The sequence below is a fragment of the Chlorobiota bacterium genome (assembly GCA_016710285.1).
GTDB lineage: Bacteria > Bacteroidota > Ignavibacteria > OLB7 > OLB7 > OLB7.
Window position 1 is genome coordinate 2,274,417 of record JADJXR010000001.1, and the last position, 21,151, is coordinate 2,295,567.

Annotated in this window: 16 protein-coding genes; 10 read left to right on the forward strand and 6 right to left on the reverse strand. The window is 56.7% G+C overall.

What is annotated here, in order from left to right:
* Positions 1-220 precede the first annotated feature (220 nt).
* Positions 221-2,872, forward strand: coding sequence for an aminotransferase class I/II-fold pyridoxal phosphate-dependent enzyme (locus IPM61_08150; GenBank protein ID MBK8911291.1), 2,652 nt, complete (start codon positions 221-223; stop codon positions 2,870-2,872).
* A gap of 81 nt (positions 2,873-2,953) precedes the next feature.
* Here the strand turns inward: IPM61_08150 and IPM61_08155 are convergent, their stop codons facing one another.
* Positions 2,954-4,063 carry a histidine kinase gene (locus tag IPM61_08155; GenBank protein ID MBK8911292.1) on the reverse strand — a complete coding sequence of 370 codons (1,110 nt, stop codon included), beginning with the start codon at positions 4,061-4,063 and terminating at the stop codon, positions 2,954-2,956.
* Positions 4,064-4,346: 283 nt separating this feature from the next.
* On the opposite strand from IPM61_08155, the gene IPM61_08160 reads away from it, so the two are divergent.
* The 4 genes from IPM61_08160 (at position 4,347) to pdxH (ending at position 9,229) form a co-directional block, all read left to right on the forward strand.
* Entirely contained in the window at positions 4,347-5,057 is a 711-nt protein-coding gene (locus tag IPM61_08160; protein ID MBK8911293.1) for a PIG-L family deacetylase, read from the forward strand.
* A 39-nt stretch (positions 5,058-5,096) separates the two neighbouring features.
* On the forward strand, positions 5,097-5,927 hold the full coding sequence (locus IPM61_08165; GenBank protein MBK8911294.1) for a DMT family transporter: 831 nt from the start codon (positions 5,097-5,099) through the stop codon (positions 5,925-5,927).
* A 1,113-nt stretch (positions 5,928-7,040) separates the two neighbouring features.
* The gene (locus IPM61_08170) at positions 7,041-8,399 is read left to right on the forward strand and encodes a T9SS type A sorting domain-containing protein (protein MBK8911295.1); all 1,359 of its coding nucleotides are present in this window, start codon (positions 7,041-7,043) and stop codon (positions 8,397-8,399) included.
* Positions 8,400-8,584: 185 nt separating this feature from the next.
* On the forward strand, positions 8,585-9,229 hold the full coding sequence (gene pdxH, locus IPM61_08175; GenBank protein ID MBK8911296.1) for a pyridoxamine 5'-phosphate oxidase: 645 nt from the start codon (positions 8,585-8,587) through the stop codon (positions 9,227-9,229).
* Between the two features lie 220 nt (positions 9,230-9,449).
* Here pdxH and IPM61_08180 read toward each other — a convergent pair whose 3' ends face one another.
* Positions 9,450-12,737, reverse strand: coding sequence for a M4 family metallopeptidase (locus tag IPM61_08180; protein ID MBK8911297.1), 3,288 nt, complete (start codon positions 12,735-12,737; stop codon positions 9,450-9,452).
* A 200-nt stretch (positions 12,738-12,937) separates the two neighbouring features.
* On the opposite strand from IPM61_08180, the gene IPM61_08185 reads away from it, so the two are divergent.
* The 5 genes from IPM61_08185 to IPM61_08205 all read left to right on the forward strand — a co-directional run bounded on the left by IPM61_08185 (position 12,938) and on the right by IPM61_08205 (position 17,675).
* A complete protein-coding gene (locus tag IPM61_08185) occupies positions 12,938-13,885 on the forward strand; it encodes a helix-turn-helix transcriptional regulator (protein MBK8911298.1) in 948 nt (315 codons plus the stop codon).
* Positions 13,886-14,154: 269 nt separating this feature from the next.
* Positions 14,155-14,961: a hypothetical protein gene (locus IPM61_08190; protein ID MBK8911299.1), complete on the forward strand. Its 807-nt coding sequence runs from the start codon at positions 14,155-14,157 to the stop codon at positions 14,959-14,961.
* Between the two features lie 146 nt (positions 14,962-15,107).
* Positions 15,108-16,271, forward strand: a complete 1,164-nt coding sequence (locus IPM61_08195; protein ID MBK8911300.1) for an acyl-CoA dehydrogenase family protein — start codon at positions 15,108-15,110, stop codon at positions 16,269-16,271.
* A 230-nt stretch (positions 16,272-16,501) separates the two neighbouring features.
* On the forward strand, positions 16,502-17,053 hold the full coding sequence (locus IPM61_08200) for a sigma-70 family RNA polymerase sigma factor (protein MBK8911301.1): 552 nt from the start codon (positions 16,502-16,504) through the stop codon (positions 17,051-17,053).
* 79 nt (positions 17,054-17,132) lie between these two features.
* Positions 17,133-17,675 carry a hypothetical protein gene (locus IPM61_08205; GenBank protein MBK8911302.1) on the forward strand — a complete coding sequence of 181 codons (543 nt, stop codon included), beginning with the start codon at positions 17,133-17,135 and terminating at the stop codon, positions 17,673-17,675.
* Positions 17,676-17,691: 16 nt separating this feature from the next.
* Here the strand turns inward: IPM61_08205 and IPM61_08210 are convergent, their stop codons facing one another.
* The 4 genes from IPM61_08210 to IPM61_08225 form a co-directional block, all read right to left on the reverse strand.
* A complete protein-coding gene (locus tag IPM61_08210) occupies positions 17,692-18,180 on the reverse strand; it encodes a hypothetical protein (GenBank protein ID MBK8911303.1) in 489 nt (162 codons plus the stop codon).
* Positions 18,170-18,592, reverse strand: coding sequence for a YkgJ family cysteine cluster protein (locus IPM61_08215; GenBank protein MBK8911304.1), 423 nt, complete (start codon positions 18,590-18,592; stop codon positions 18,170-18,172). Before IPM61_08215 ends, IPM61_08210 begins: the two co-directional genes overlap by 11 nt.
* A gap of 59 nt (positions 18,593-18,651) precedes the next feature.
* Positions 18,652-19,536, reverse strand: a complete 885-nt coding sequence (locus tag IPM61_08220; protein MBK8911305.1) for a decaprenyl-phosphate phosphoribosyltransferase — start codon at positions 19,534-19,536, stop codon at positions 18,652-18,654.
* Positions 19,537-19,658: 122 nt separating this feature from the next.
* The gene (locus tag IPM61_08225) at positions 19,659-21,137 is read right to left on the reverse strand and encodes a CHRD domain-containing protein (protein MBK8911306.1); all 1,479 of its coding nucleotides are present in this window, start codon (positions 21,135-21,137) and stop codon (positions 19,659-19,661) included.
* Positions 21,138-21,151 lie beyond the last annotated feature (14 nt).

The window sequence follows — 21,151 nt, forward strand, 5'->3', positions numbered from 1 at the left end:
GCAGTATAGAAGATGATTTTTTTTGGAAAGAGCGCGCCGCCAGAACGGAGAGCGTAGATGGAGAGTTGCGGGAAGAGCCTTGTCTTTTTATGGAGCAACGAACTCTTACCACGGAAATGACGCAGATTCCCCAAAAAGAATCACTCCGCAATAAAGAAAGGCAATTTTGGAGAAAAGGGAAGTGGGGTTGGCAAAGGCGCGATGGGGCGGAAGGGAAGCGATGGAAGCCTGTTCGCCAGCCGTAAACCGCTGCTTGGTTGCCCGGCCCGACCCGGCGTTCCGTCCGGCTGTCCATTTCTTGTTTCCGATCTTTCTTTGGAAGTCACGGGGTCGCGGGAATATATTCCGCCCGGCTGGGTTTCGGCGTGCCGTCATCCGGTGTGATTGTTCGCCTTTCATTCTTCCCTTTTCGTCAACCGTTCATCAGTTTCAGATAGGAGCAACGTACTTGGCAGACATCTTCCAAAAGTGCCGTGATTTCACCCGTGCCGATGATGTGAAAGAAGCGGGATATTACCCGTACTTCCGCCCAATCGAAGTGAACGAGGGGCCAGTGGTCCGTATCGAAGGGCGTGAGGTCATCATGGCCGGATCAAATAATTACTTGGGATTGACCGCCGATCCCCGCGTAAAAGAAGCCGCCATTAAAGCGGTGGAACAGTTCGGAACCGGTTGCTCCGGATCGCGCTATCTAACCGGCACGCTTCGGCTGCATGAGGAGATGGAGACCGAGCTTGCGGACTTCATGGGGAAGGAGGCGTGCCTTCTGTTCTCCACCGGCTACCAAACCGCCCAGGGGGTGATCCCCACGCTGGTCAACCGTGGCGATTACGTCCTGAGCGACAAGGACAACCACGCCTGCATCGTTGCCGGCAACCTGATGGCCAAAGGGGCTTTTGGCGACGTTGTTCGCTACAAGCATAACGATATGGGCGACCTTGAACGCCAGCTTGCCCGGCTTCCGGAATCCGCCGGAAAACTGATCGTCACCGATGGCGTGTTCTCCACCTCGGGTGAGATTGTTGATCTCCCACAGATGAACAAGCTGGCCAAGCAATACGGCGCACGCATCATGGTGGACGATGCCCACTCGCTGGGGGTGATTGGCGAAGCAGGGCGCGGAACCGCCAGCTACTTCGGGCTGGATGATGAGATTGAGATGACGATGGGGACCTTCAGCAAATCGCTGGCATCGCTGGGGGGATGGGTGGTGGGCGAGGAGCGGGTGATTAACTACATCAAACACACGTCGCCAGCCCTGATCTTCTCCGCATCGCCAACCCCTGCCTCCGTTGCTGCCGCGCTGACCGCGCTCCGCATCATGCGGGCCGAGCCGCACCGGATTGACCAACTGATTGACAACGCCAACTACCTCCGCAATGGCTTCCAGCAGTCGGGGTTCCGGATTATTGAATCCAAGACCGGCGTGATCCCGGTGATTATTGGCGACGACACCCTCACCTTCATCTTCTGGCGGCGGCTGTACGATGCCGGCGTGTTCGTCAATGCCTTCATCTCTCCCGGGGTGATGCCCGGATTGCAGATGATGCGCACCTCCGTAATGGCCACCCACGAGAAACACCACCTGGATCGTATCCTTGAGCTGTTCGAAGATATTGGGACCGAGATGGGATTGCTGGAACGCGAAACCGGAGCCGTTGCTGCCGAGCAAACCGCTGCCGCCGCAACCACAGAAACCGCAATCACAGAAATGGGAACCGGCGAACTGCCAACCAGCGGGACCGTCCGGCTGCGGCCAATGAACAGCCGGAAGGAACGCCAGGAGTTCATCCGCATGGTGTGGGGCCTGTACGGCGACGACCCCAACTGGACCCCGCCGGTGGAGATGGACAGAATGCGGCTGATTGATGTGGAGAAAAATCCATTCTACAAACACGCGCGGTTGCAGCTGTGGCTTGCAGTGAAGGATGGGAAAACCGTTGGCCGGATTGGTGCAATCACCAACGGCAACCACAACCGCACCCATAACGACAACGTTGGGTTTATCGGGTTCTTCGAGGCGATTAACGACCAGGACGTTGCCAACACCCTTATCAACGCCGCAACCGCCTGGCTGCGGGAAAAAGGGATGACCGAAATCCGCGGCCCCGTCTCCCCCTCGATGAACGACGAGTGCGGGATGCTGGTGGAAGGCTTCGGCCAATCGGCGGCGGTGCAAATGCCGTACAACCCGCCGTTCTACCCAACATTGTGGGAGAACGCAGGCTTCAGCAAAGCAAAGGATTTGATGGCCTGGGAACTGAATTACCCCACCAGCTTAACCGACAAAATGCGCCGCGTCACCGATCTTCTTCGCCAGCGCGGAAGCATCACCGTGCGGTCGCTTCAGATGAAGAATTTTGCTGCCGAAGTTGAGCGGCTGAAGAAGATCTACAATGAAGCCTGGGAGCTAAACTGGGGCTTTGTTCCGATGACCGACGAGGAGATGAACCTGATGGCCTACGAGATGAAGCAGATTGCCGACCCAGACCTTGTGCTGTTTGCCGAGAAGGATGGGAAAGCGGTCGGGTTCGCGCTGGCCCTTCCCGACATCACCCAGGCGTTCCGCGCCGGAAGCACAATCCCGCCAGGGGCAAAAAACCTCCCAACGGCCATTATGAACCTGATGACCAAAAAGAAAAAGATCAACCAGTTGCGGGTGATTATTCTTGGGGTGCTGCCGGAGTATCAGGGGAAAGGGGTGGATGCGCTGATCTACCGCGAGATTATGGAACGCGCCCACCGCAAAGGGATTGACCGCGGCGAAGCATCGTGGGTGCTGGAAGACAACACCATGATGAACCGCGCCGCCGAAGGGATGAACGCACACGTCACCAAAAAGTACCGCGTGTATCAGAAGCAGATTGGCTGAGCGTAGAAAGAAGAAGAGAGCCAAAACGCCAATTCAGAACAAGCCGTGTGGAGCGCATTGCGTGCCGCACGGCTTGCTTGTTTACCGGCCTGGGGTTTCTTGCCGCGCTGGAATCGCAATCGTTGCGCGCGCGCCACCTTCTGGGCGGTTGGCCAGCGTTAGCGTTCCTTCGGGGCCGTACAGCTGCCGCAATCGTTCGCGCGTGTTTCCCAACCCGATCCCTTCGTGCTGGTTCCCTTCGGCCATTCCCGGCCCGTTGTCGTCAACCGTCAGGATCAGCTGGGCGTTCTGTTGCTTGGCGGCAATGGTGATTTCCCCGGGCGTTGTTTGCTTGGCCGTGCCGTGGCGGATGGCGTTCTCCACAATCGGCTGAAGGATCAGCCGCGGGACCAAAAGCTGATGGAGTTCCGTGGGAATCCGTTGCTCGATCGTCAGCCGGTCATGGAATCGGGTGCGCTGGATTTCCAAGTATCCATCCAGGAATTCCAACTCCTCGGCCAGCGCAATCTCCTGCGCCCCGTTGCTGTCCAGCGACTGGCGCAGAAGGTCGCTTAGCCGCGCAATCATCCGCCGCGCTGCGGGGACATCTTGCGACATCAATGCGGAGATCATGTGAAGGGTGTTGAAAAGAAAATGCGGGTGAAGCTGGTTCCGAAGTGCCTCCAGCCGTGCCTCGGCCAGGTTCCGTTCAAGCTGCCAGGCCCGAAGCTCGCGCTGGCGTGCTTCGCGGTAGTAGCCCAAAGCGTGATACGCCGTCACCGACACGCCGTAGATGCTGAAGGCGATAGCGAACGAGCGGGTGAAGCCCAGCTCCAATCGTTCCCACAACGCCATTTCTGCCGGGGCAAGGCTGATGCCAGAAATTTGGGTTGCGATCACAAACAGGACCAGCGTCACCGCCGCAAACGCCGCACCAACCGGAAGGTGAAGCAGAAGGTTCCGCAGCCAGCGCGGACCGGAAACCGGGCAACGCCGCGTGAACGCAAACACCAACGGCAGCACCCCGCCCCAAATGGCCCAGACGAACGACTCGCGCCAGAACCAAAACCACCAACTCATCTCCCGCTCGGTCCCCAGAAGGTTGATGTAGTTCTGCGTGGCAAACAAAATGGTTGGGAACAGCAGCGAAGCGCACCAGATTGCAATCCGGCGCGGCGTGATTGGTCCAGAATGGGAAGGAACAGTGTTCATCAGGAAATGAAAGAGCAGAAAGGGAGCAGCACTTGGCGCAATCGCCGACGGCAATATGCCACGCCGGGTTGCGGTTGGCCGCCCCTTGCGGCATTACTTCCCCCCGCTGGGGAATCAATCCGGCCTCCGCAAGGAACCGTAGTTGATCTTGCAGAAATCCACGGAAAGAATCTCCGCTGGAAGCCATTTCGCGAGGGGCATAGTTTCAACTTCCGGTTGACCTTGTATCTTCGCCCCCCGTTATCATCATTTCCAACAACACATTCCACAGGAACAGACCGAGATGCGATTCTTGTACATCTTCCCCCATCCCGATGATGAGTCGTTCGGGCCGGCGGCACCAATGGCGCAGCAGCTGCGCAACGGCCACGAAGTCCACCTGCTGACGCTGACCAAAGGGGGCGCAACCAAAGTGCGCCACACGCTGGGGCTAAGCATCGAAGAAATGGGAGAGGTTCGCTTCGGCGAGATGCTGGAGGTGGAGAAAACGTTGGGGCTAACCAGCATGACGGTGCTGGACCTTCCCGACAGCGGATTGAAGGAGATGGACCCGCGCGAGATTGAGAGCGTTGTTGCCCAGCATATCCAGCGGCTGCAACCGAACATCATCGTTTCCTATCCGGTGCATGGAATCAGTGGGTTCGAGGATCACCTGGTGATGCACGCCGTCGCCAAGCGCGTGTTTCTTGAGCTTCGCCAGCAAGGAGCCGATTACCTGAAACGGCTGGCATTCTACACGCTTGGCCCGGCCAACACTGATATCGAAGCCAGCATCTTCCCCCTAAAACGCTCCAAGATTGAGGAGATTGATTGCATTGTTGAAGTCTCCGAAGAAGATGCCGAGCAGATGCGGAAAGCCTTACGCTGCTACGTCTCCTATGCCGAAGTTATCGCCAAATCGAAGGTGATGGAAGTGGCCAACGCCACCCATTACTTTGAATTTTACCAGGAGCAATTCCAACCGCCGGTGGCCGATGTTGCGGCTGGGCTGTAGGGGGTGCTGGGCATCAATCAATCCACCGGAAAACCTTCCATGAACGACCAAGCGAAAGGGGTGATATTCCTGATTCTTGCTGCGGCGTTTTGGAGCTTCGGCGGCTTGTGGATTAAGCTGATAACGCTGGATTCGTTGGTGATTGCCGGCGGGCGCAGCGCGATTGCGGCGGTGATGATTGCCCTGTTGGCGCGGGGCGCGTCCTGGAAAAAACCGACGCCAGCGGTTTGGTTTGGGGCGATTGCCTACGCCGGCACCGTGCTGCTGTTCGTTTCCGCCACCAAGCTGACCACCGCGGCCAACGCCATTCTGCTGCAATACACCGCCCCGATTCATGTTGCGCTGCTAAGCCCCTTGCTGCTGAAGGAACGGATCACCCGCCTTGATTGGCTGACGGTGGCGGCGGTGATGGTGGGGATGTCCTTTTTCTTCATGGACCAGCTTTCGCCCGATGGGATGGTTGGGAACCTGCTGGCAATTGTCAGCGGCGTGTTCTTTGCGCTGACGGTGATTGCCTTGCGCCGCGACCACACAAGGGGGGCATCGCTGCAGATGGTGCTGGTGGGGAACATCATCACCGCGCTGGTTGGGCTGCCGTTTGCGGTTGGGGCCGCTCCGCAGGGGAACGACCTTCTCTATCTGGCACTGCTTGGGGTTGTGCAGCTTGGGTTTGGGTATATCCTTTTTGTGCGCGGCGTTGGAAGCGTCAGCGCGATTGAGGGGGCGTTAATCCCGATGCTGGAGCCATTGCTGAACCCCATCTGGGTGATGCTTTTCTACGGCGAGCGTCCGTCGCTCCTCTCAATATGCGGTGGTTTTTTTGTGATTGCAGCAGTAACCGGCCGCGGCCTCTATTTGGCAAAACGATAAGGCGTGATGGAAATCAAAAAATATCTATTTCCCTGCCCCGGCGGGGCGGGGAATAGATGGAGTTTTTTGGAGGGATGTTGGAATGCTCTCGAAATTATGTAAACAGTGCTCCAAGAATAAATCATCAAAAATAAAAATGCCATGAGCAAAAGAACGCAGATTGAATTCTCAGCTATGGCATGAAAGAAAGCAATATTGAAGAAGCATTTTTTTCTTTGAAGCCGTTGGAGAATAATTGCAAAGTTGTAGTTTTGCCTCGTCATGGGTGTTCTTCTATATCACTGGTAAGGTGATAGAAGAACCATTCGCTACATCATCATTCACTATCAATTAAGGAGCTTCCTATGACAAGCACACTAGGTCTTCAGGTCTTCAGGTCTTCAGGTCTTCAGGGTATTGCTACTTACCATTGGGCTTGCATTTAGCGTAGCACCAGCGGTAATAGCACAACCCACACTTGAACCTTGCCCAATTCCTGACTGTAATCAACCCAACACTGGCTGGAGCTTACTTCCTACTTGGCACGTCCTTCCCAATGGCTGTATTGTAGAAGTCACCTACCGATGGCGTTCAGGGTGTGGTTATCACGAACTTGAAATCTTAAGCGTACGCCTCCCGTATGCTGGGATGGCACAAGGTGCTCCCTGTAATATCTATTTCTCGGGCCCGAAAACACCAACCGATCTCATCAATGATGCTACTATTGCGGTGCTGAGAGCAAATTTTATGGGCTTCCCGCCATTGGAGGAAGGGTGTTCCACTACATGGAGGGTGTATCGAAGTGCCTGCTGGAAAGATGGGATAGGGATGCCTGATGTATCAGAGCCTAATACGTTTTTTATGGGCTGCGGGGATGCGTGTTGCCGGACAGATTTTCAAGTTTGCCGAGATGCGGCAGGGAACAGAACATATACCCAGATCGGGCAAAGCGCGCCACCAGCTACGTGCTCAGATTCATGGAGTGTTGTTGCGGGGACGTGCGTCTCGATATGCCTGCCCGAAGGATTACTGTTTAACTAACGGAACCTTGAAGAGGATGGGAAGATGTATTCCTGCATTTTTCCATCCTCTTCAGTAATTGTACTCCAACCACCAATAACCACACTACCAGCCATGATTATCAGAGGATACCATCCATTCCACGGCATATTTCTCACACTGCTGTTGGCCGTATGTGCACAACCATTGCTTCATGCACAAACCATTCGGTGGGAATTACAAGATTCCCTTGTGATCACTACCGTTCCCGGTTTTCCAGCAACCGCCAGTTTTTCATCAATAGATTGCTCCGATAGCCTTAACTGCATAGCGACCGGCGCGGTTGGCAATGTTTATAGCCTAATTCATACCACTACTGATGGCGGAAAACATTGGAAAACGGTAATTCTTGATTCTGCAGAAATCTCCCCGGTTGTTAAAGTAGCACTGCGGTTAAAGACCATTAAATTTCTTACCCCAACAACGGCAGTAATTATTACCGATAGTGGTGCTGTGTTGCGTACGTCCGATGCCGGAACCACATGGAATCGAATTGAGACAGGGACAAAAAGTAATCTGAAAGCATTGTCGGTATTCGATCCGGCTCATATTGCTGTGATTGGCTACCCAAAAACAATTGCTGTTTCTTCCGATAGTGGTAAGACGTGGGAAATTCTCCCAGCCCCTTCCGATTCGGCATCATTACAATGGGGGGTAGGTGGCATAGCTTTAACATCGCCAAAAGGTATGGTGCTTACACTAGGAGGTGATACTGGTAGCATTTATTTGAACGAGGATATTTCAAAACCATGGCCAACCCCCCAGCCGTTTACTTCAACACCGAATATATTTTTTTTGAATAAACAAGATGGTTGGGCTGTTGGGCGTAAGATGTTTGGACCGGCGTATAATGCTTATGATATTATCCGCCGAACCTATGATGGTGGGAAAACATGGGAGACTGTGGTAAATGATTCGATTGATCCAGCATACGGATTAATAACAGCAAAATTTCTTGATGACCAACATGGCGTAGCAATCGGTTTTTTTGGAAAAGTTCTTCTGACCCATGATGGCGGGAAAACATGGAAACCAAATAACATTGTTGCTCCAAAGACAAATTTCATTGAATTTGCATACCCAACAAAAAATCATATTTGGATAGCCACAGTATTCGGGCAAATTTTTCACGGGACGATATCAGAAACAAGCGGTGTACATTCGGAAAATTCGAACCAAACTACCGCAGCAATAATCCCAAACCCTGCTGATAAAAGAGCGGTGCTACTGCTGGATCCTTCAGAACAAGAACTCCACAGTATCTCAATCGTGGATGCGCTTGGGAAGCAATGGCTTTCACTTTCCAAAGAGGAGGCGATGATGAACAATGGCCAAATCTTTCTCAACACCGAAGCCCTTCCTGCCGGGCAATACTTCGTCTCCATCCACAAGGGGAATACAATTCAAACATTGCCGTTGACGATTGTTCAGTAAGTGCTCCTACCACCGGCACGAAAAACCGGAACAACCGCGTTTTCTGGAATATCGGGTCTGTTCAGCAGGGCAGCTTGGAATCGTGCTGGAAAATTCTTGCTTCGCGGAATTCTGGAATCTTCGGGAGGAAGCCTAATTTTGCCTTCAACACGGAAAAGAACGGTCATCATTCTTCCCATAATCCTATGCCTTCACTTGCCGACATCCGCCAAGAATACACCGCTGCCGGCCTGGCCGAAGCGGACCTGGACCCGAACCCGTTTGCCCAGTTCGCCCACTGGTTCGACCAAGCGATGAACGCCAGCGTTCCCGAGCCAACCGGAATGACCCTTGCCACCGTCAACAACGCCGGGCAACCCAGCGCACGGGTGGTCCTGCTGAAAGGCTTCGATGAACATGGCTTCCTGTTTTTCACCAACTACGAGGGGCGCAAAGGGGAGGACCTTGCGGCGCATCCGCACGCTTCGTTGAGCTTTTGGTGGAGCCAACTGCAACGCCAGGTGCGGATTGAGGGCCGTGTGGAAAAGGTGAGTGCTGCCGAGTCGGATGAATACTTTGCAAGCAGGCCGCTGGGGAGCAAAATTGGGGCGTGGGCATCGGAGCAAAGCAGGGTGATTGCCGGAAGGGAGGAGCTGGAGGAACGCGTGCGGGAAATTGAGGCACGTTTTGCCGGCGGTGAAATTCCCCGCCCGCCCTTCTGGGGCGGCTACCGTTTGCGGCCAACGATGATTGAGTTCTGGCAAGGGCGGCCCAGCCGGCTGCACGACCGCCTGCGGTATCGGTGGCAGGAGGAGGGAGGAGCGTGGGTGATTGAACGGCTGTCGCCGTGAGAGAAGAAACTGCGGGGGGATTACCCCCACCCAACCCTCCCCCGCTGGGCAGGGGAGGGCTTTGCGGCGAAGGCTTCGCCTTCTTTTTTCTGTCTTGCTCCCCCTCTCCGTCAGTTGCTCTGGCGTTGCTGGGGACGAAGTCACGGAGAGGGGGTTGGGGGGTAAGGTTGAGCAGGGACGGGCGTGGCTGCAATGTTTGCGGTATCACCCCCATCCAACCCTATTTCACCAACGCCAGCAACGCATATTTCGTTGCCGTTAGTGCTCGCACTTGGACCACGTAGATTCCGGCTGGCAAGGGGGTGGCATCGAACGGGACATCATTCGACCCCGGATTTGCCGGGCCTTCAAACACCTTCAATGCTTGCCTTCCTGATGGATCGAACAACGTCACCTTCGCATCCACCGAACGCGGCACCTGGAACCGAACGGTTCCCGTGGATTTCGTTGGGTTTGGGGTGACGGCCTCCACAAACACGCTATCCTCGAACGTTGGCGCGGCGGGGGATTCGCCACGGGTGAACCATCGCGCATGGAACACCGGCTGCTCGGGGCTTAGTTTCAGGAAGGAGAGTTGGTTGTTCGAGCGGGTGTAAAACAGGAACGCCTGCTGCGCGGCAGTGGTGAAGCAGATCTGCCGGTCATCGGGGCTGAACGTTGGGCGGTCCGCATCCAGAATTGGGTTCCCCTGAATGTTGAACGTTTGGATGCTGAGCGCTTGCGCGGTGTTGGTTGCAAAATTCACCGCCGTCACATCCTCCACTTGGCCAATCACGTTGTAGGCCAGCACGTCGGGATCGGTGTTGCTGTAGGTGACGTTCCCCACGCTGACATCTTCCGGCTGGGCGGGGATCAGGTTGTAGATAAGCTCGGCACCAAAATCAATTTCATACATGCTCCAAAACGACGTTGTTCCCCCGGCAACATCCAGCTGGCGGAAGGCATCGAAGGCGATTTTTGGCTCCTGCAAATTTGGCGACCACGAGACCACATCGGGGAATTGGATGGACCGGTCGGTGATGCCGTTTTGCGTGGTTTGCGGCTTCAGCTCCACCACCGTTAGCTGGTTGGTGGCCACTTCAAAGAAATAGAGATTGGGGTCCTTTTCGTAGGCCGAAACCAGCGCAACAAAACTTTCATCGGGGGCAACCGATGCGTTCCAGATGTCGGGGCCGCCGCCGTTCGGGTTAATCCGGAGGTCAGGGAAAACGCTGACTTGCCCGGTGTTCACATCCACGTTGGCAAGCTGCTGCTGGGTGTTCACAAACCAGATGCGTGATCCGTTGCGGGGGGTGCTAAGCTGGCTGCGGTCCACGTTGTTTCCGCTGCGGTTGACGCGGGCAACGGCGTTGGCGAACGTCTGGACGGTGTTGGCCTCAACGTCCAGCAGGCCAATGGTTCCATCATCCAACATGAAGGCGATGACGGAGTTCGTTCCTTGCGCTGGCGGGACGTTATCACTGCCGCTGTTGTTGCCGCCGCCGGTGTCCCCGCTGCCGCCGCCGTCATCGGTCCCGATCCCAACCGCCGCAAACGATTTCCGCACCGCTGCGGCTTCGGTCCCATCGCCATGCAGGTCCTTTGCGGCTTGCAGCACGGCGTTGCGGCAGTCAATAAAGTTGCTGTTGCGGGTCAGATAGTTGGTGAGTGCTCGGTAGTAAATCTTCTCCACCTTCTCCCTTCCTATCTCCTGAATCAGAAGCGCCGCCGCCCGGTTCGGAATACCGCTGTTGGCGTGGACCCCGCCGTTATCCTGGCTTAAGGGAAGCTGCTGGAATTGGTTCATGTGCGCCGGTTGCGGGCTAATCACGTTGCTGTTGCTGGGGTTCAGCATGTCCCGAAGCGCAACGCCGAACTGCGAGCGGGCGATGTCCTCGCCAATAAGAAAATCTTCCCGATCCACCATCAGCCCAAACACGTCGGCGAAGGACTCGTTCAATGCGCCGGATTGATTCTGGTAGATCAAGTTCGCGCTGTGTTCAATCACTCCGTGGGTCATCTCGTGCCCGGCAACGTCCAGCCCGCCGGCCAGCGGCGTGAAGGCTTGGTTCCCATCGCCGTAGGCCATCACCCGCCCGTTCCAGAAGGCGTTATCCATCGGCTGGTTGTTCTCGGTGACGTGGATAATGGAGACGATGGACTCATCCTTGTCATCAATGGCGTTGCGGTTGTGGGTGTTCTTGTAGTAGTCGTACGCCACCTTCGCGTTGCTGTGTGCCGAAACCGAGGAAGGATCGCCCCAGACGTTGTTGGCCGATGTCACGTGCGCCAGTTGCACATCCTGCGTAAGGTCGTTGTTCCGTGCGCTGATGGTAAGCGCGCCGCCGGATGGATTATCGGGAAGCTGAGATTTCGCCTGGTTGAAATTGGGGAGATCGAACACCATGTAGTGGACGTTATCGGTGTGCTGATAGACCCGGAAGCTCTGGGTCTTTCCGTTTAGATCCGTGGCGGTGGCGTTCTTGAATCCCGCCGCCGCAACCCCCTGCGCCGATTGCACCGCCGGCGCGTCCTTGGGCTGCCCGCCGCCAACCACAAACCCGCTAACCCGTGGCGGCGCGGCGTTCCCCTTTGGCGGAACAATGCTGCAATGGCGTGGAATCCGGTTGAGAACAGTGCCGTTGGAAGCATCAACCAAGTAGGTATAATGCTCAATCAAGTTTGGATAGAGGGTCACTTCCCACGATAACTTCATTCCCCCCTTCTCCACGGGAAACAGCACCAACGTAGCGTGCGGCGGGTCCAATCGCAGCATTGCGGCGACTTGTTCCGGGACCGGCTCCCACCGGCCTTTGGCCTGCAGGTCCGCAATGGTGATTCCGATAGCGTTCGCGCTGCTGATTGCCGCCATGGTGGGGGCATCAATCGGCGTCGGTTCGTAGGTGCCATTGATGACGTACGCCTCCCCGTCGGGCCTTGCATGGACGTACAGGTCCCGCCCCCAAACCGGAATGTTCCCCCACATCTGCGCAAACCGGAAGTGAGTATATCCCGCCGCATCGGTGGCGATGCTGATGGGGGAAAGCTCTTGCGATGGATTCCGCAACCCCAGCAAGCCCCGGTAGCTGTTCAGCAATTGCAACGCCGGGCGCGCCGCCGATTGCAGCCCACCCCCTTGCTGGCGTTTCGGATCGCCCCCCCCGCCGATGGTTCCCAACGCCCCTTCCACCCAACGCACCGTGCCGTTGCTGGCGCGTTGGATTTTTAGCCGCATCACCGTTTCGCGTGGGGTGGTGGCGGTGTCGGTGTTGTTGGCAAGCTGGCGCGGCGTGGCCGTGAGGGTGCGGCGTTCCGGCAGGCCGTACGGGATAATCGCTGGCAACGATTGAACCGTTGGCAACGGAACCCCCTGCGGCGCACGGAACGGAGGAAGCCCTTCCGGGCGGCCCTGCATGGTGCGCAGGTCCACCGCCGGTTTGGATTGCTGGCGCTGCTGCGCCGCAAGCGGAGCAACGGCACTGGCAAAAAGCAGAAGGCTAAGCGGTACGGAGAGCAGCAAGCGGTTCATAGCGGAGCAGGAAGGAAGTTTGGATTGACAGTTCGGCAGCGAATATGCGAAAAAGAATCGCTGCCTATTCATGGGCGATTGCGGGAAGCTGGGCTTTGCGTAACCATGTTCGTTGTGCCGGTTATCTTCCCTCCGTCTGCTGCCCACCACGTGTTGAAATTGCCAACGCCAGCGCGGCGTTGGCGCATCCATTATTTCCCATGATCCTTTTTGACTTCCCAACGGACAACCCGGTGCGGCTTGGCTATGACTTGATCTGCCAAGAAATGGAGGTGTGCAACCTTGCGGCGTTGACGCTATCGGCCAACGGCAGCTGGCCCACCGTGCAAGGAACCCTCTCGATAAAAACCGCCTTCAACGGGGCAGAGACGTACGTTGTTGATGGCCGCCAGCTTCGGGTGGGTGGCGGGCAGTTTCTGATCTTGAACGAGGGGCAGCGATACTCAGGATTTGTGGAGCAATCCGCCCCGGTCGAATCATTCTCCATTTTTTTTCGGCCAGGGTTTTTCGAGGAAGCCTTCCGCGTTGCCACCACCCCCACCGAGCGTTTGCTGGATGACCCACAGAGCGTTCCGCACGGAGCCATCAGCTTTATTGAGCGGATGTACGATCACGAAGCTGGGGTTTGGCCGATGCTGGATAGGCTCCGAAACCAACTCCATGCCGGCAAGCCAGAGCGGACGTGGCTGGAGGAGCAATTTCACCAAATGGCCGGGGCGTTGGTTGGGGTCCAGCACGAGCTTCGCCACGAACGCCAACGCATCCCAATGGTCCGCGCAGCAACCCGCGCCGAGCTTCACCGCCGGCTAAGCCAGGGCCGTGATTTTATTGCATCCAGCTTTGCGGACCCAATCACCGTTGCCGATGCCGCCCGCGCCGCTGCGGTTGCGCCACACCACTTCCTGCGGTTGTTCCGCGCAGCCTTTGGGATCACCCCGCACCAATACCTCACCCGCGTCCGGCTGCGCCACGCTGCGCAATTGCTGATGGAGGAGAATATCGGCGTGGCCGCTGCTTGCTACCAAGTCGGTTTCGAAAGCCCAAGTTCCTTCAGCTTGTTGTTCCGGCGGCATTTCGGAGTTCCGCCCGCCGGCTATCGCGCCGCCGTCACGGGAAGAAAGCAAAGCGAACAGGGGGAGAGAGAGTGAGAGAGTGAGAGAGTGAGAGATAAACACCCTGCACCAACCGCCGCCCGATGGAGTTGAGCCATTGGGGGAAGCCTTCGCCAACGCGGCCTTCGCCGAAGCTGCCGCACGTTCAACCCACCTCCGCTCCCACAAATTTCACTCCCCACTTGAAACACGCAATTTTCGATACGCCCAAGGTTTTTCTGTGTGATACCATTGCCAGCATCGTTCCCCAACAACGGAGTTTGGGGGCAATCAATCATCCAACAGCAATCTTCACGGAACAAACCATGAACACTTTCCATCGCTGCATCGCGCTTGCTCTTCTTCCTTTTGCTTGCGTTGTCGCTTGTGTGCTGGCCACGCCGGCTGCGGGCCAATCGCTTTACCGGTTCGAACTGCGCCAGGAGCCGTACCAGCCGCTTCACGGCGCAACCCAACTTCCGATTGGCTTTGGCGACCAGAGCCATTTGCTTGATCTGGGTGGAGAGAAATTCACCTTTTTCGGCCGCCCTTTTACGCTGAAGGACTCGCTGACAATGGGGGTGACAGGATTCGGAAATCTGCGTGTTGACGACAGCACTTCCATGGTGATTATTGACGCGCTGTTCGTTTCGCTGGACACCTTGAACGAGACCTCCAAAATCCTGTACGCCGTGGAGGGCACGCCGGGGGATCGCATCGTAAAAGTGGAATGGCAGAACGCTGGATTGGAAAATGCCGACACCACCCACTCCTATAATTTTCAAGCCTGGGTGTACCAACGGAGCGGGGTGATTGAGTTCCGCTACGGCCCAACCGGAACCGGAGTGATTACCACCGGCGGGCCGTGGGTTGGCGCGTTCCTTTCCCCGCCCGACGTAAGCAGCATGACCGAGAAAATTTGGATTGGCGGCGATCCAACCAAACCCAAATTGGACACAAGCCGCACGGTGAAATTCCCACGGCTTAGCCGCTTCCCCGACAACGGCACCGTGTACCGTCTGATCCCCGCCGCAACATCCAGCGTGGAGCCAAGCCAGCCCCAGGGCCAGGTCCGCAACCAGCGGCTTGACCTTAGCCGCAGGGAGGTTTTTCGGGGAGCGGAGGCGGGGTGATAGTTCCCCTTCCCGTTGCACAGTGTGACGGCGGAAAAAAGGGATGTTTTGCGTATGTTCAAGCCGTTTCTGTGGGGTGATTTTTTCCCAAGCAGAAGCAGTTTTGCCAGCGCACAATCCTTCGTCCATACAGCCGATATTTAAGCATGGAAACATCCGCTACCGCTACCTACAGCACGCAACTCAGCGATGAACAACGGGCCGTTCGGGGCCTTGCACGCGATTTTGCCGAAGGGGAAATCCGCCCGGTGGTGATGGAGTTCGACGAATCGCAGGAATTCCCGGCGGAGCTGTTCGGGAAAATGGCCGAGCTTGGCTTCCTGGGAATCATGGTCCCGCCGGAATATGGCGGCGCGGGGCTTGGCGCGCTGGAAGCCGCGCTGATTGTGGAGGAGATTGCACGGGTTGACCCTTCGGTGGCATTGGGTGTTGCGGCCCACAATGGCCTTTGCACCGGGCATATCTTCAATTTTGGTTCGGAAGAATTAAAGCAGAAATACATCCCGCAGCTGGCCACCGGCCAGACAATCGGCGCGTGGGGGCTTACCGAGCCTGGCTCCGGATCGGATGCTGGGGGGATGCAGACCGTTGCCCACCGCGATGGCGAGGGATGGGTGCTGAACGGCTCCAAAAATTTCATCACCCACGGCACCGTGGGGACCGTTGCGGTGATTATGGCCGTCACCGACCGTGAGAAAAAAGGGTCGGGGATTTCGGCATTTGTGGTGGATAAATCAATGCCGGGATTTGCTGCCTCCAAAAAGGAGAACAAGCTGGGGATGCGCTGCTCCGACACCTCTAGCCTTTCGCTGGAAGATGTTCGGGTTCCCGGGAAAAACTTGATTGGGAACGAGGGGGAGGGATTCAAACAGGCCTTGCGCATTTTGGACGGGGGGCGTATCTCGATAGCGGCCTTATCGGTGGGGCTTGCGCAGGGGGCGTTGGACGCGGCAATCAAATATGCCAACGAGCGGGCGCAGTTCGGGAAGAATTTGGCGATGTTCCAGGGGGTCCAATTCAAACTGGCGATGATGGCCACCGAGGTTGAGGCGGCGCGGTTGCTTACCTACCAAGCGGCCTATCTGCGCGACCTTGGGAAGGACTACTCCATTGAAGCCTCCAAAGCAAAGTTTTTTGCCAGCGAGGTCGCTGTCCGCTGCGCCAACGAAGCGGTCCAGATTCATGGCGGATACGGCTACATCAAGGAGTACCCGGTGGAGAAATTTTACCGCGATGCCAAGCTGCTGACGATTGGGGAGGGGACATCGGAGATACAAAAGATTGTGATTTCGCGCAGCGTTTTGCGGTGACGTTTCCCCGTTTTGGAGCGTCTTGTTTGGTATAGAGAAAGGTTCAGAACCCTTCACACCTCGGAACGATTCCGTTGGGAACTTCCGAAGCATGAAGGAATCGAAACAAGAAAATGGAGTACGCGGGGCACACGCTGTTACAGCGGTGGCTGCAACTCCATATCAAAATCGGTGTTTCAACAACTGTTCTCACATCCACCTAAACGTCAAGTAGTGAGGAGGAACGCATTATGGAACTCAGTCTGCAGATAGAGAATCTATTTCGGCGGGACAGGAGCAAGCTGGTGGGGTACATCCGTGAGCGGGTTCGCTCCAAAGAGGAAGCCGAAGACATTCTTCAGGATGTGTTTGCCAACGTACTAACGGCAGCCACTGAAGTGACGGAACCAATTGAAAACGTCGGCGCATGGGTTTATACGGCGGTGCGTAACCGCATCATTGACAGCTACCGCAAGAAACGTCCGCAAACCTTCACCGACACCATCTACAGCGATGACGAAGGTGATATCGCTGCGTTCGAGAATTTCCTGAGCGATCTTTCTTTCAGCCCAGAGCGGAGCCTGCTAAGCCGCACCATCCGTGAGGCAGTGAACGCCGCGCTGGACGAGCTTCCGCCGGAGCAGAAATACGCCTTCGTCAAGAATGAATTTGAGGGGATCAGCTTCCGTGAGATGGCCGAGGAGACGGGGGAGAATATCAACACACTGTTGGCCCGCAAACGCTACGCAGTGCTCTACTTGCGGAAACGGCTAAAAGATTTGTACGAGAGTTTGCACGACTAACCCCGCATTGTGCGTCATGGAGGGGGGGCGCTACGAAGCCACAGAGTACCAACGAAGCGGATCGTCCAGAAGCGAAATCATGACGCAGAACGAATTCAATCGAAAAAAGGTGATGTTATACTCCATCGGCGCGGGCACCATTGTGCTTGCGCTGATGGCGTTTTCTGGGGCCTGCTGGGGCGTTGTGCGTGCGTGCGATGGCAAGGATGAGGCCAGCATTGAGTTCTGGGAAGTCTTCGGGGTGTCGGCGGCGGCGTTCATGGCTGGCATGGCCGTTCGGTCCGCCGGCTTGGGGCGGAAGCGATCGGTAAAACCATTGCCCCCGGGCACAGTTCCCGATCAGCGGATCGGCGTGGTGCGCTCGGCCCAGCAACAGCAAGGGTTACAGGCCCCGGTCTCCCTTCACTCCATGGGCCCCTTGCCAAGCCCCAACGGTTCCTGGCGTGACCTTTACAGCCAGCTATCGGAAGAAGAACGCCAGGAGATGAAAGCCCTTCTTGGCAAATACTGCAACGGGGTTGGGGCGGATGGAAACGCCAAAAAACATTGCGCAAACGTTGCCGCCAGCAATCCCACCAACGGCCACCCTGCGCCAGCCCAAGCCGCGAACAACAAAGGATAACCCGCCCGCGCGCGCGCTACCTGCTTCCCGCAAACGCCTTCCCCAACGCCGATTCCAACACGGCAACCGTCCCCGCATCGCCAGCCTTGCAGACCACAATGGTTTTTTCAGTCTTGAAGAACTGACCTTCGCCATTCGCCATTTCTTTCCCCGCAATGCTCTTCCCATCGGGGCTGACGCTTGCTGCGGCTTGGGCGGTGGCCGCGCCATCCTCAAACTCGTACAGCTCCGCCGGTTCCCCGTTGATGGTGATCCGATACCCCGTTGTTGGGAACAATGCGGGCGTTGCCGTGGCAATCACCCGCACGCGGTTGCCGCTGGCGCGCAGGATGTTGATGATGCCAAACGAGGGGGTGGCGACATCAATCTCCATCTCGGTTGTTCCTTCCACCGATTCCCCTTGGTCGTCAAGGCGGGGCGCGTCGTCGCGGCCACAGGCGGGCAGCCAAAGGAGCATTGCCACCAACAGAAGATTCCGCACCGTGCGGGAAGCTCTATTTGCCATGATTATTCCGGGTGTTTGTTGATTCTGGCAGCTCAATAAACGTGACGATCGGAAGGAACTGCCGCCCCCCTTGCTGGTCTTCTTCAAACTTCATCATGTCATAATAGACGCACCCCCCATCCCCATGCGACGGCCATTGGCGGCAGGTTTCGGGGCGGGCTTCGTAGATGCTGCACAAGCGTTTGACGGGGTCCTGGAAGATGCACGATGCTCCGAAAATTGGGTCCGGTGTGCGGCGCAGTATCCGTTCGCGCGGGGACCACTCGGTTGTGAACCGTTCTTTGGCCTCGGCCTCGCTCATCTGGAAATGGCGTGCAAGCCGGCGGACATCTTTTTGCGTCACCTTCACCCGCTCGTAAATAGCGCAGCAGTAGCCGATGCACTCAAGGCAGTTAAACGTTGGCGTTGCCATGATTCGATGGTCGTTGTTGGATTGAAGGAGCTATGACGCTATCTATCTCTCTCTGGCCATCATCCCCAATAAATAATCGCCACGGAGGCCAGCATCCAGATGATTCCGGTGGCAATCAAGGAAGGGTCCCGCAAGAGCACCGAAACTGGGTTCTCCGCGGTCTGCCGTTTTTCGTCAAGATAGAGGTAGCGGAAGATGCCGTACATCACAATCGGAACGGTATAAACAAACTTATCGGTCCCAAAAAACTCCTGCGTGTGGTCGCTGACGGTGTAGAGGGTGTAGCTCATAATGGAGCCAGCAACGGAGACGTTCAGGATCACCCGAATAAGCTCGGGGGTGTAATCTTCCAAGACCTTTCGGCTTTCCCCCCGCCCGATGTGCGACAGCTCGCTTCGGCGTTTTGCCACCCCCAGAAAGAGCGAAAGGAAAAGGGTGCAGATAATCAGCCATTCGGAAACATCCACTTGGATGGACTTCGCGCCGGTCAGCACCCGCAGCATAAACCCGGCAGCGATGATGAAAATATCCAGCAGAACCACGTGCTTCAGCCCAAAGGAGTAGCCAAGATTGAGCATGGCATAGATGGCAATGCAAGCCCCGGCCTGCCACGGAAGCTGGGCCGCCAGCAGTGCCGCCACCGCCGCCACCACCGCCAACTGAACAACCGCCGAGCCAACACCTACTTTGCCGGAAGCAATCGGGCGGTGCTGCTTTTTGGGGTGCTGGGCATCGGCGTTGCGGTCAACGATGTCGTTCAGGATATAAACGCTGGAGCTAACGAAGCAGAAAGCGAAGAAGGCGATCAGTGCGCGAAGGTCGCTTTCGGCGTTCATCAATGCTTTGCCATAGACCAGCGGGGCAAAGATGAAGGCGTTTTTTATCCAATGTGATGGCCGCATCAGCCGGATGCGATCGCTGATAGGCTGCAATAGTCTGCTCATTTGCTAAAAAAAGAAGTGCCGCAGAAAATACGGCACTTCCCGGAAGCAGCATCAATATCAGGGGGGATTAACGGATTGATATTGGAGGGAACCCAATGGCGGGGGATGCAATCGGGCGGCGGTTATCGCCCCAGCATCACTTGGCCCGTGGCCATTGGCTTCCCGTCAACGATCAGCTGAGCAAGGTAGGGCGCGGCGGGAAGCGAAGCTCCATCAATCGAAGCGTGGCCGTTGGATAGATAGCCTTCCCCCACCTGCTGGCCAAGCAGGTTGAACAGCATCACCTTCCCTTCCGCGCTGCCGCCATTCCAGCGGAAGAGCAGCCGGTTGCTCTGCTTGTCGAAAGCCGAAAGGAGTTTCAAGGTTCCGCCAGTGACAGGGTCCGATGGGGTCGCCGAGATAGCATCCCAATTCAGTGCTGCCGGAATAAGTTGGCCGCGTGCTTCGCCGTTCGGGTTTGCGGCGGTGTGGAAATTGGCGTAGGTCCGCCCAGCAAGCAATTCGGCACGGTTTGCCGGTGCGGGAATGCCAGACTCTAGTGCCCACAAGTTTGGATAACCCGCTTGATCCAGATCAAGCATCGTCCCTCCATTCGCGCCAGCGGCTCCGCGATGGATATGGGCGGCGGTGATTGCCCCGGTCAGCCCTTCCACCACGAACTCTCCAAAAATTGGAAACTCCTGCGATGGCTCGCCAAACGCCAGTGTGATTCCGGTTCCTTCGGCAGATGTGGAGTTGGCGGGAACCTCATTCTTGGCCGAAACAGCCGCAGTGAAGGCTGCGATGGGAATAACCTGCCCGCGGATCTCGCCATTCGGGTAGGTGTCGGTGTGGACGTTCAAGTAGATGTTTCCGCTACGGATGTCGGCGATGTCCTGATCGCTTAACCCGGTCCAGACCCCTTCCACCACCGAGTCGCCAACGCTGATTGGTAAGGCATGGACAACCGGACCGGTTGAACCACGTGCGCCACGGTGGAAATGGGCCATGGTGGCTGGTCCGGTCATGCAGCACCAGCGGGCACGGTACCATGCGGTGCGGGTTTGCGGGTCCACGGTAATGGTTGCATCGCCGCTTCCGTCGGAGTCGTCGTGGGAAATCGGGGGGACTTCGTTGCCGGGGTCAAGCTGATAGACCCCGGCGTTCGGAAGCATCTCAACCTGCCCACGGATCTTTCCTTCCGGCACCTGCGCGGTGTGGATATTCACGTAGATCAATCCTTTCAGCAAGGAGTCAACGGTTGAAAGCGGGATATTCTCCCAAGTTCCGGTTGCCGTAAGCCGTGGGGCTTGGAAGCTGATGGTGTGGACGATGTCGCCGGTTGCGTCGGGGCCGCCACGGTGGAAATGTGCGCCAGCGATTGCTTCCTCAAGTCCGGTAACGGTGATGCGGTACTGCAACGAGCGGGAGACGGGGTCGAATTGTGCAATCAGAATGCCGTATCCGGCACCGGCAACCGGGGGATTTTGGTTGCTTCCGTTCAGCACCGCGACGTGGGTGGCACGGAAAGATTCTTGGGAAACCAACGATGCTGGCAGAGATAGCAGCAACAGCAATGGAAGAAAGCGGAACAGTGTGGGGAGGGTTCGCAAGGGTTTCATCGGTTCTTGCTTGG

What these genes read in the sequence shown, in the direction of transcription:
- IPM61_08150 (MBK8911291.1), top strand. Translation starts at nt 221, where the DNA reads ATGGAAGCCTGTTCGCCAGCCGTAAACCGCTGCTTGGTTGCCCGGCCC.
- IPM61_08155 (MBK8911292.1), bottom strand. Translation starts at nt 4,063, where the DNA reads ATGAACACTGTTCCTTCCCATTCTGGACCAATCACGCCGCGCCGGATT.
- IPM61_08160 (MBK8911293.1), top strand. Translation starts at nt 4,347, where the DNA reads ATGCGATTCTTGTACATCTTCCCCCATCCCGATGATGAGTCGTTCGGG.
- IPM61_08165 (MBK8911294.1), top strand. Translation starts at nt 5,097, where the DNA reads ATGAACGACCAAGCGAAAGGGGTGATATTCCTGATTCTTGCTGCGGCG.
- IPM61_08170 (MBK8911295.1), top strand. Translation starts at nt 7,041, where the DNA reads ATGATTATCAGAGGATACCATCCATTCCACGGCATATTTCTCACACTG.
- pdxH (MBK8911296.1), top strand. Translation starts at nt 8,585, where the DNA reads ATGCCTTCACTTGCCGACATCCGCCAAGAATACACCGCTGCCGGCCTG.
- IPM61_08180 (MBK8911297.1), bottom strand. Translation starts at nt 12,737, where the DNA reads ATGAACCGCTTGCTGCTCTCCGTACCGCTTAGCCTTCTGCTTTTTGCC.
- IPM61_08185 (MBK8911298.1), top strand. Translation starts at nt 12,938, where the DNA reads ATGATCCTTTTTGACTTCCCAACGGACAACCCGGTGCGGCTTGGCTAT.
- IPM61_08190 (MBK8911299.1), top strand. Translation starts at nt 14,155, where the DNA reads ATGAACACTTTCCATCGCTGCATCGCGCTTGCTCTTCTTCCTTTTGCT.
- IPM61_08195 (MBK8911300.1), top strand. Translation starts at nt 15,108, where the DNA reads ATGGAAACATCCGCTACCGCTACCTACAGCACGCAACTCAGCGATGAA.
- IPM61_08200 (MBK8911301.1), top strand. Translation starts at nt 16,502, where the DNA reads ATGGAACTCAGTCTGCAGATAGAGAATCTATTTCGGCGGGACAGGAGC.
- IPM61_08205 (MBK8911302.1), top strand. Translation starts at nt 17,133, where the DNA reads ATGACGCAGAACGAATTCAATCGAAAAAAGGTGATGTTATACTCCATC.
- IPM61_08210 (MBK8911303.1), bottom strand. Translation starts at nt 18,180, where the DNA reads ATGGCAAATAGAGCTTCCCGCACGGTGCGGAATCTTCTGTTGGTGGCA.
- IPM61_08215 (MBK8911304.1), bottom strand. Translation starts at nt 18,592, where the DNA reads ATGGCAACGCCAACGTTTAACTGCCTTGAGTGCATCGGCTACTGCTGC.
- IPM61_08220 (MBK8911305.1), bottom strand. Translation starts at nt 19,536, where the DNA reads ATGAGCAGACTATTGCAGCCTATCAGCGATCGCATCCGGCTGATGCGG.
- IPM61_08225 (MBK8911306.1), bottom strand. Translation starts at nt 21,137, where the DNA reads ATGAAACCCTTGCGAACCCTCCCCACACTGTTCCGCTTTCTTCCATTG.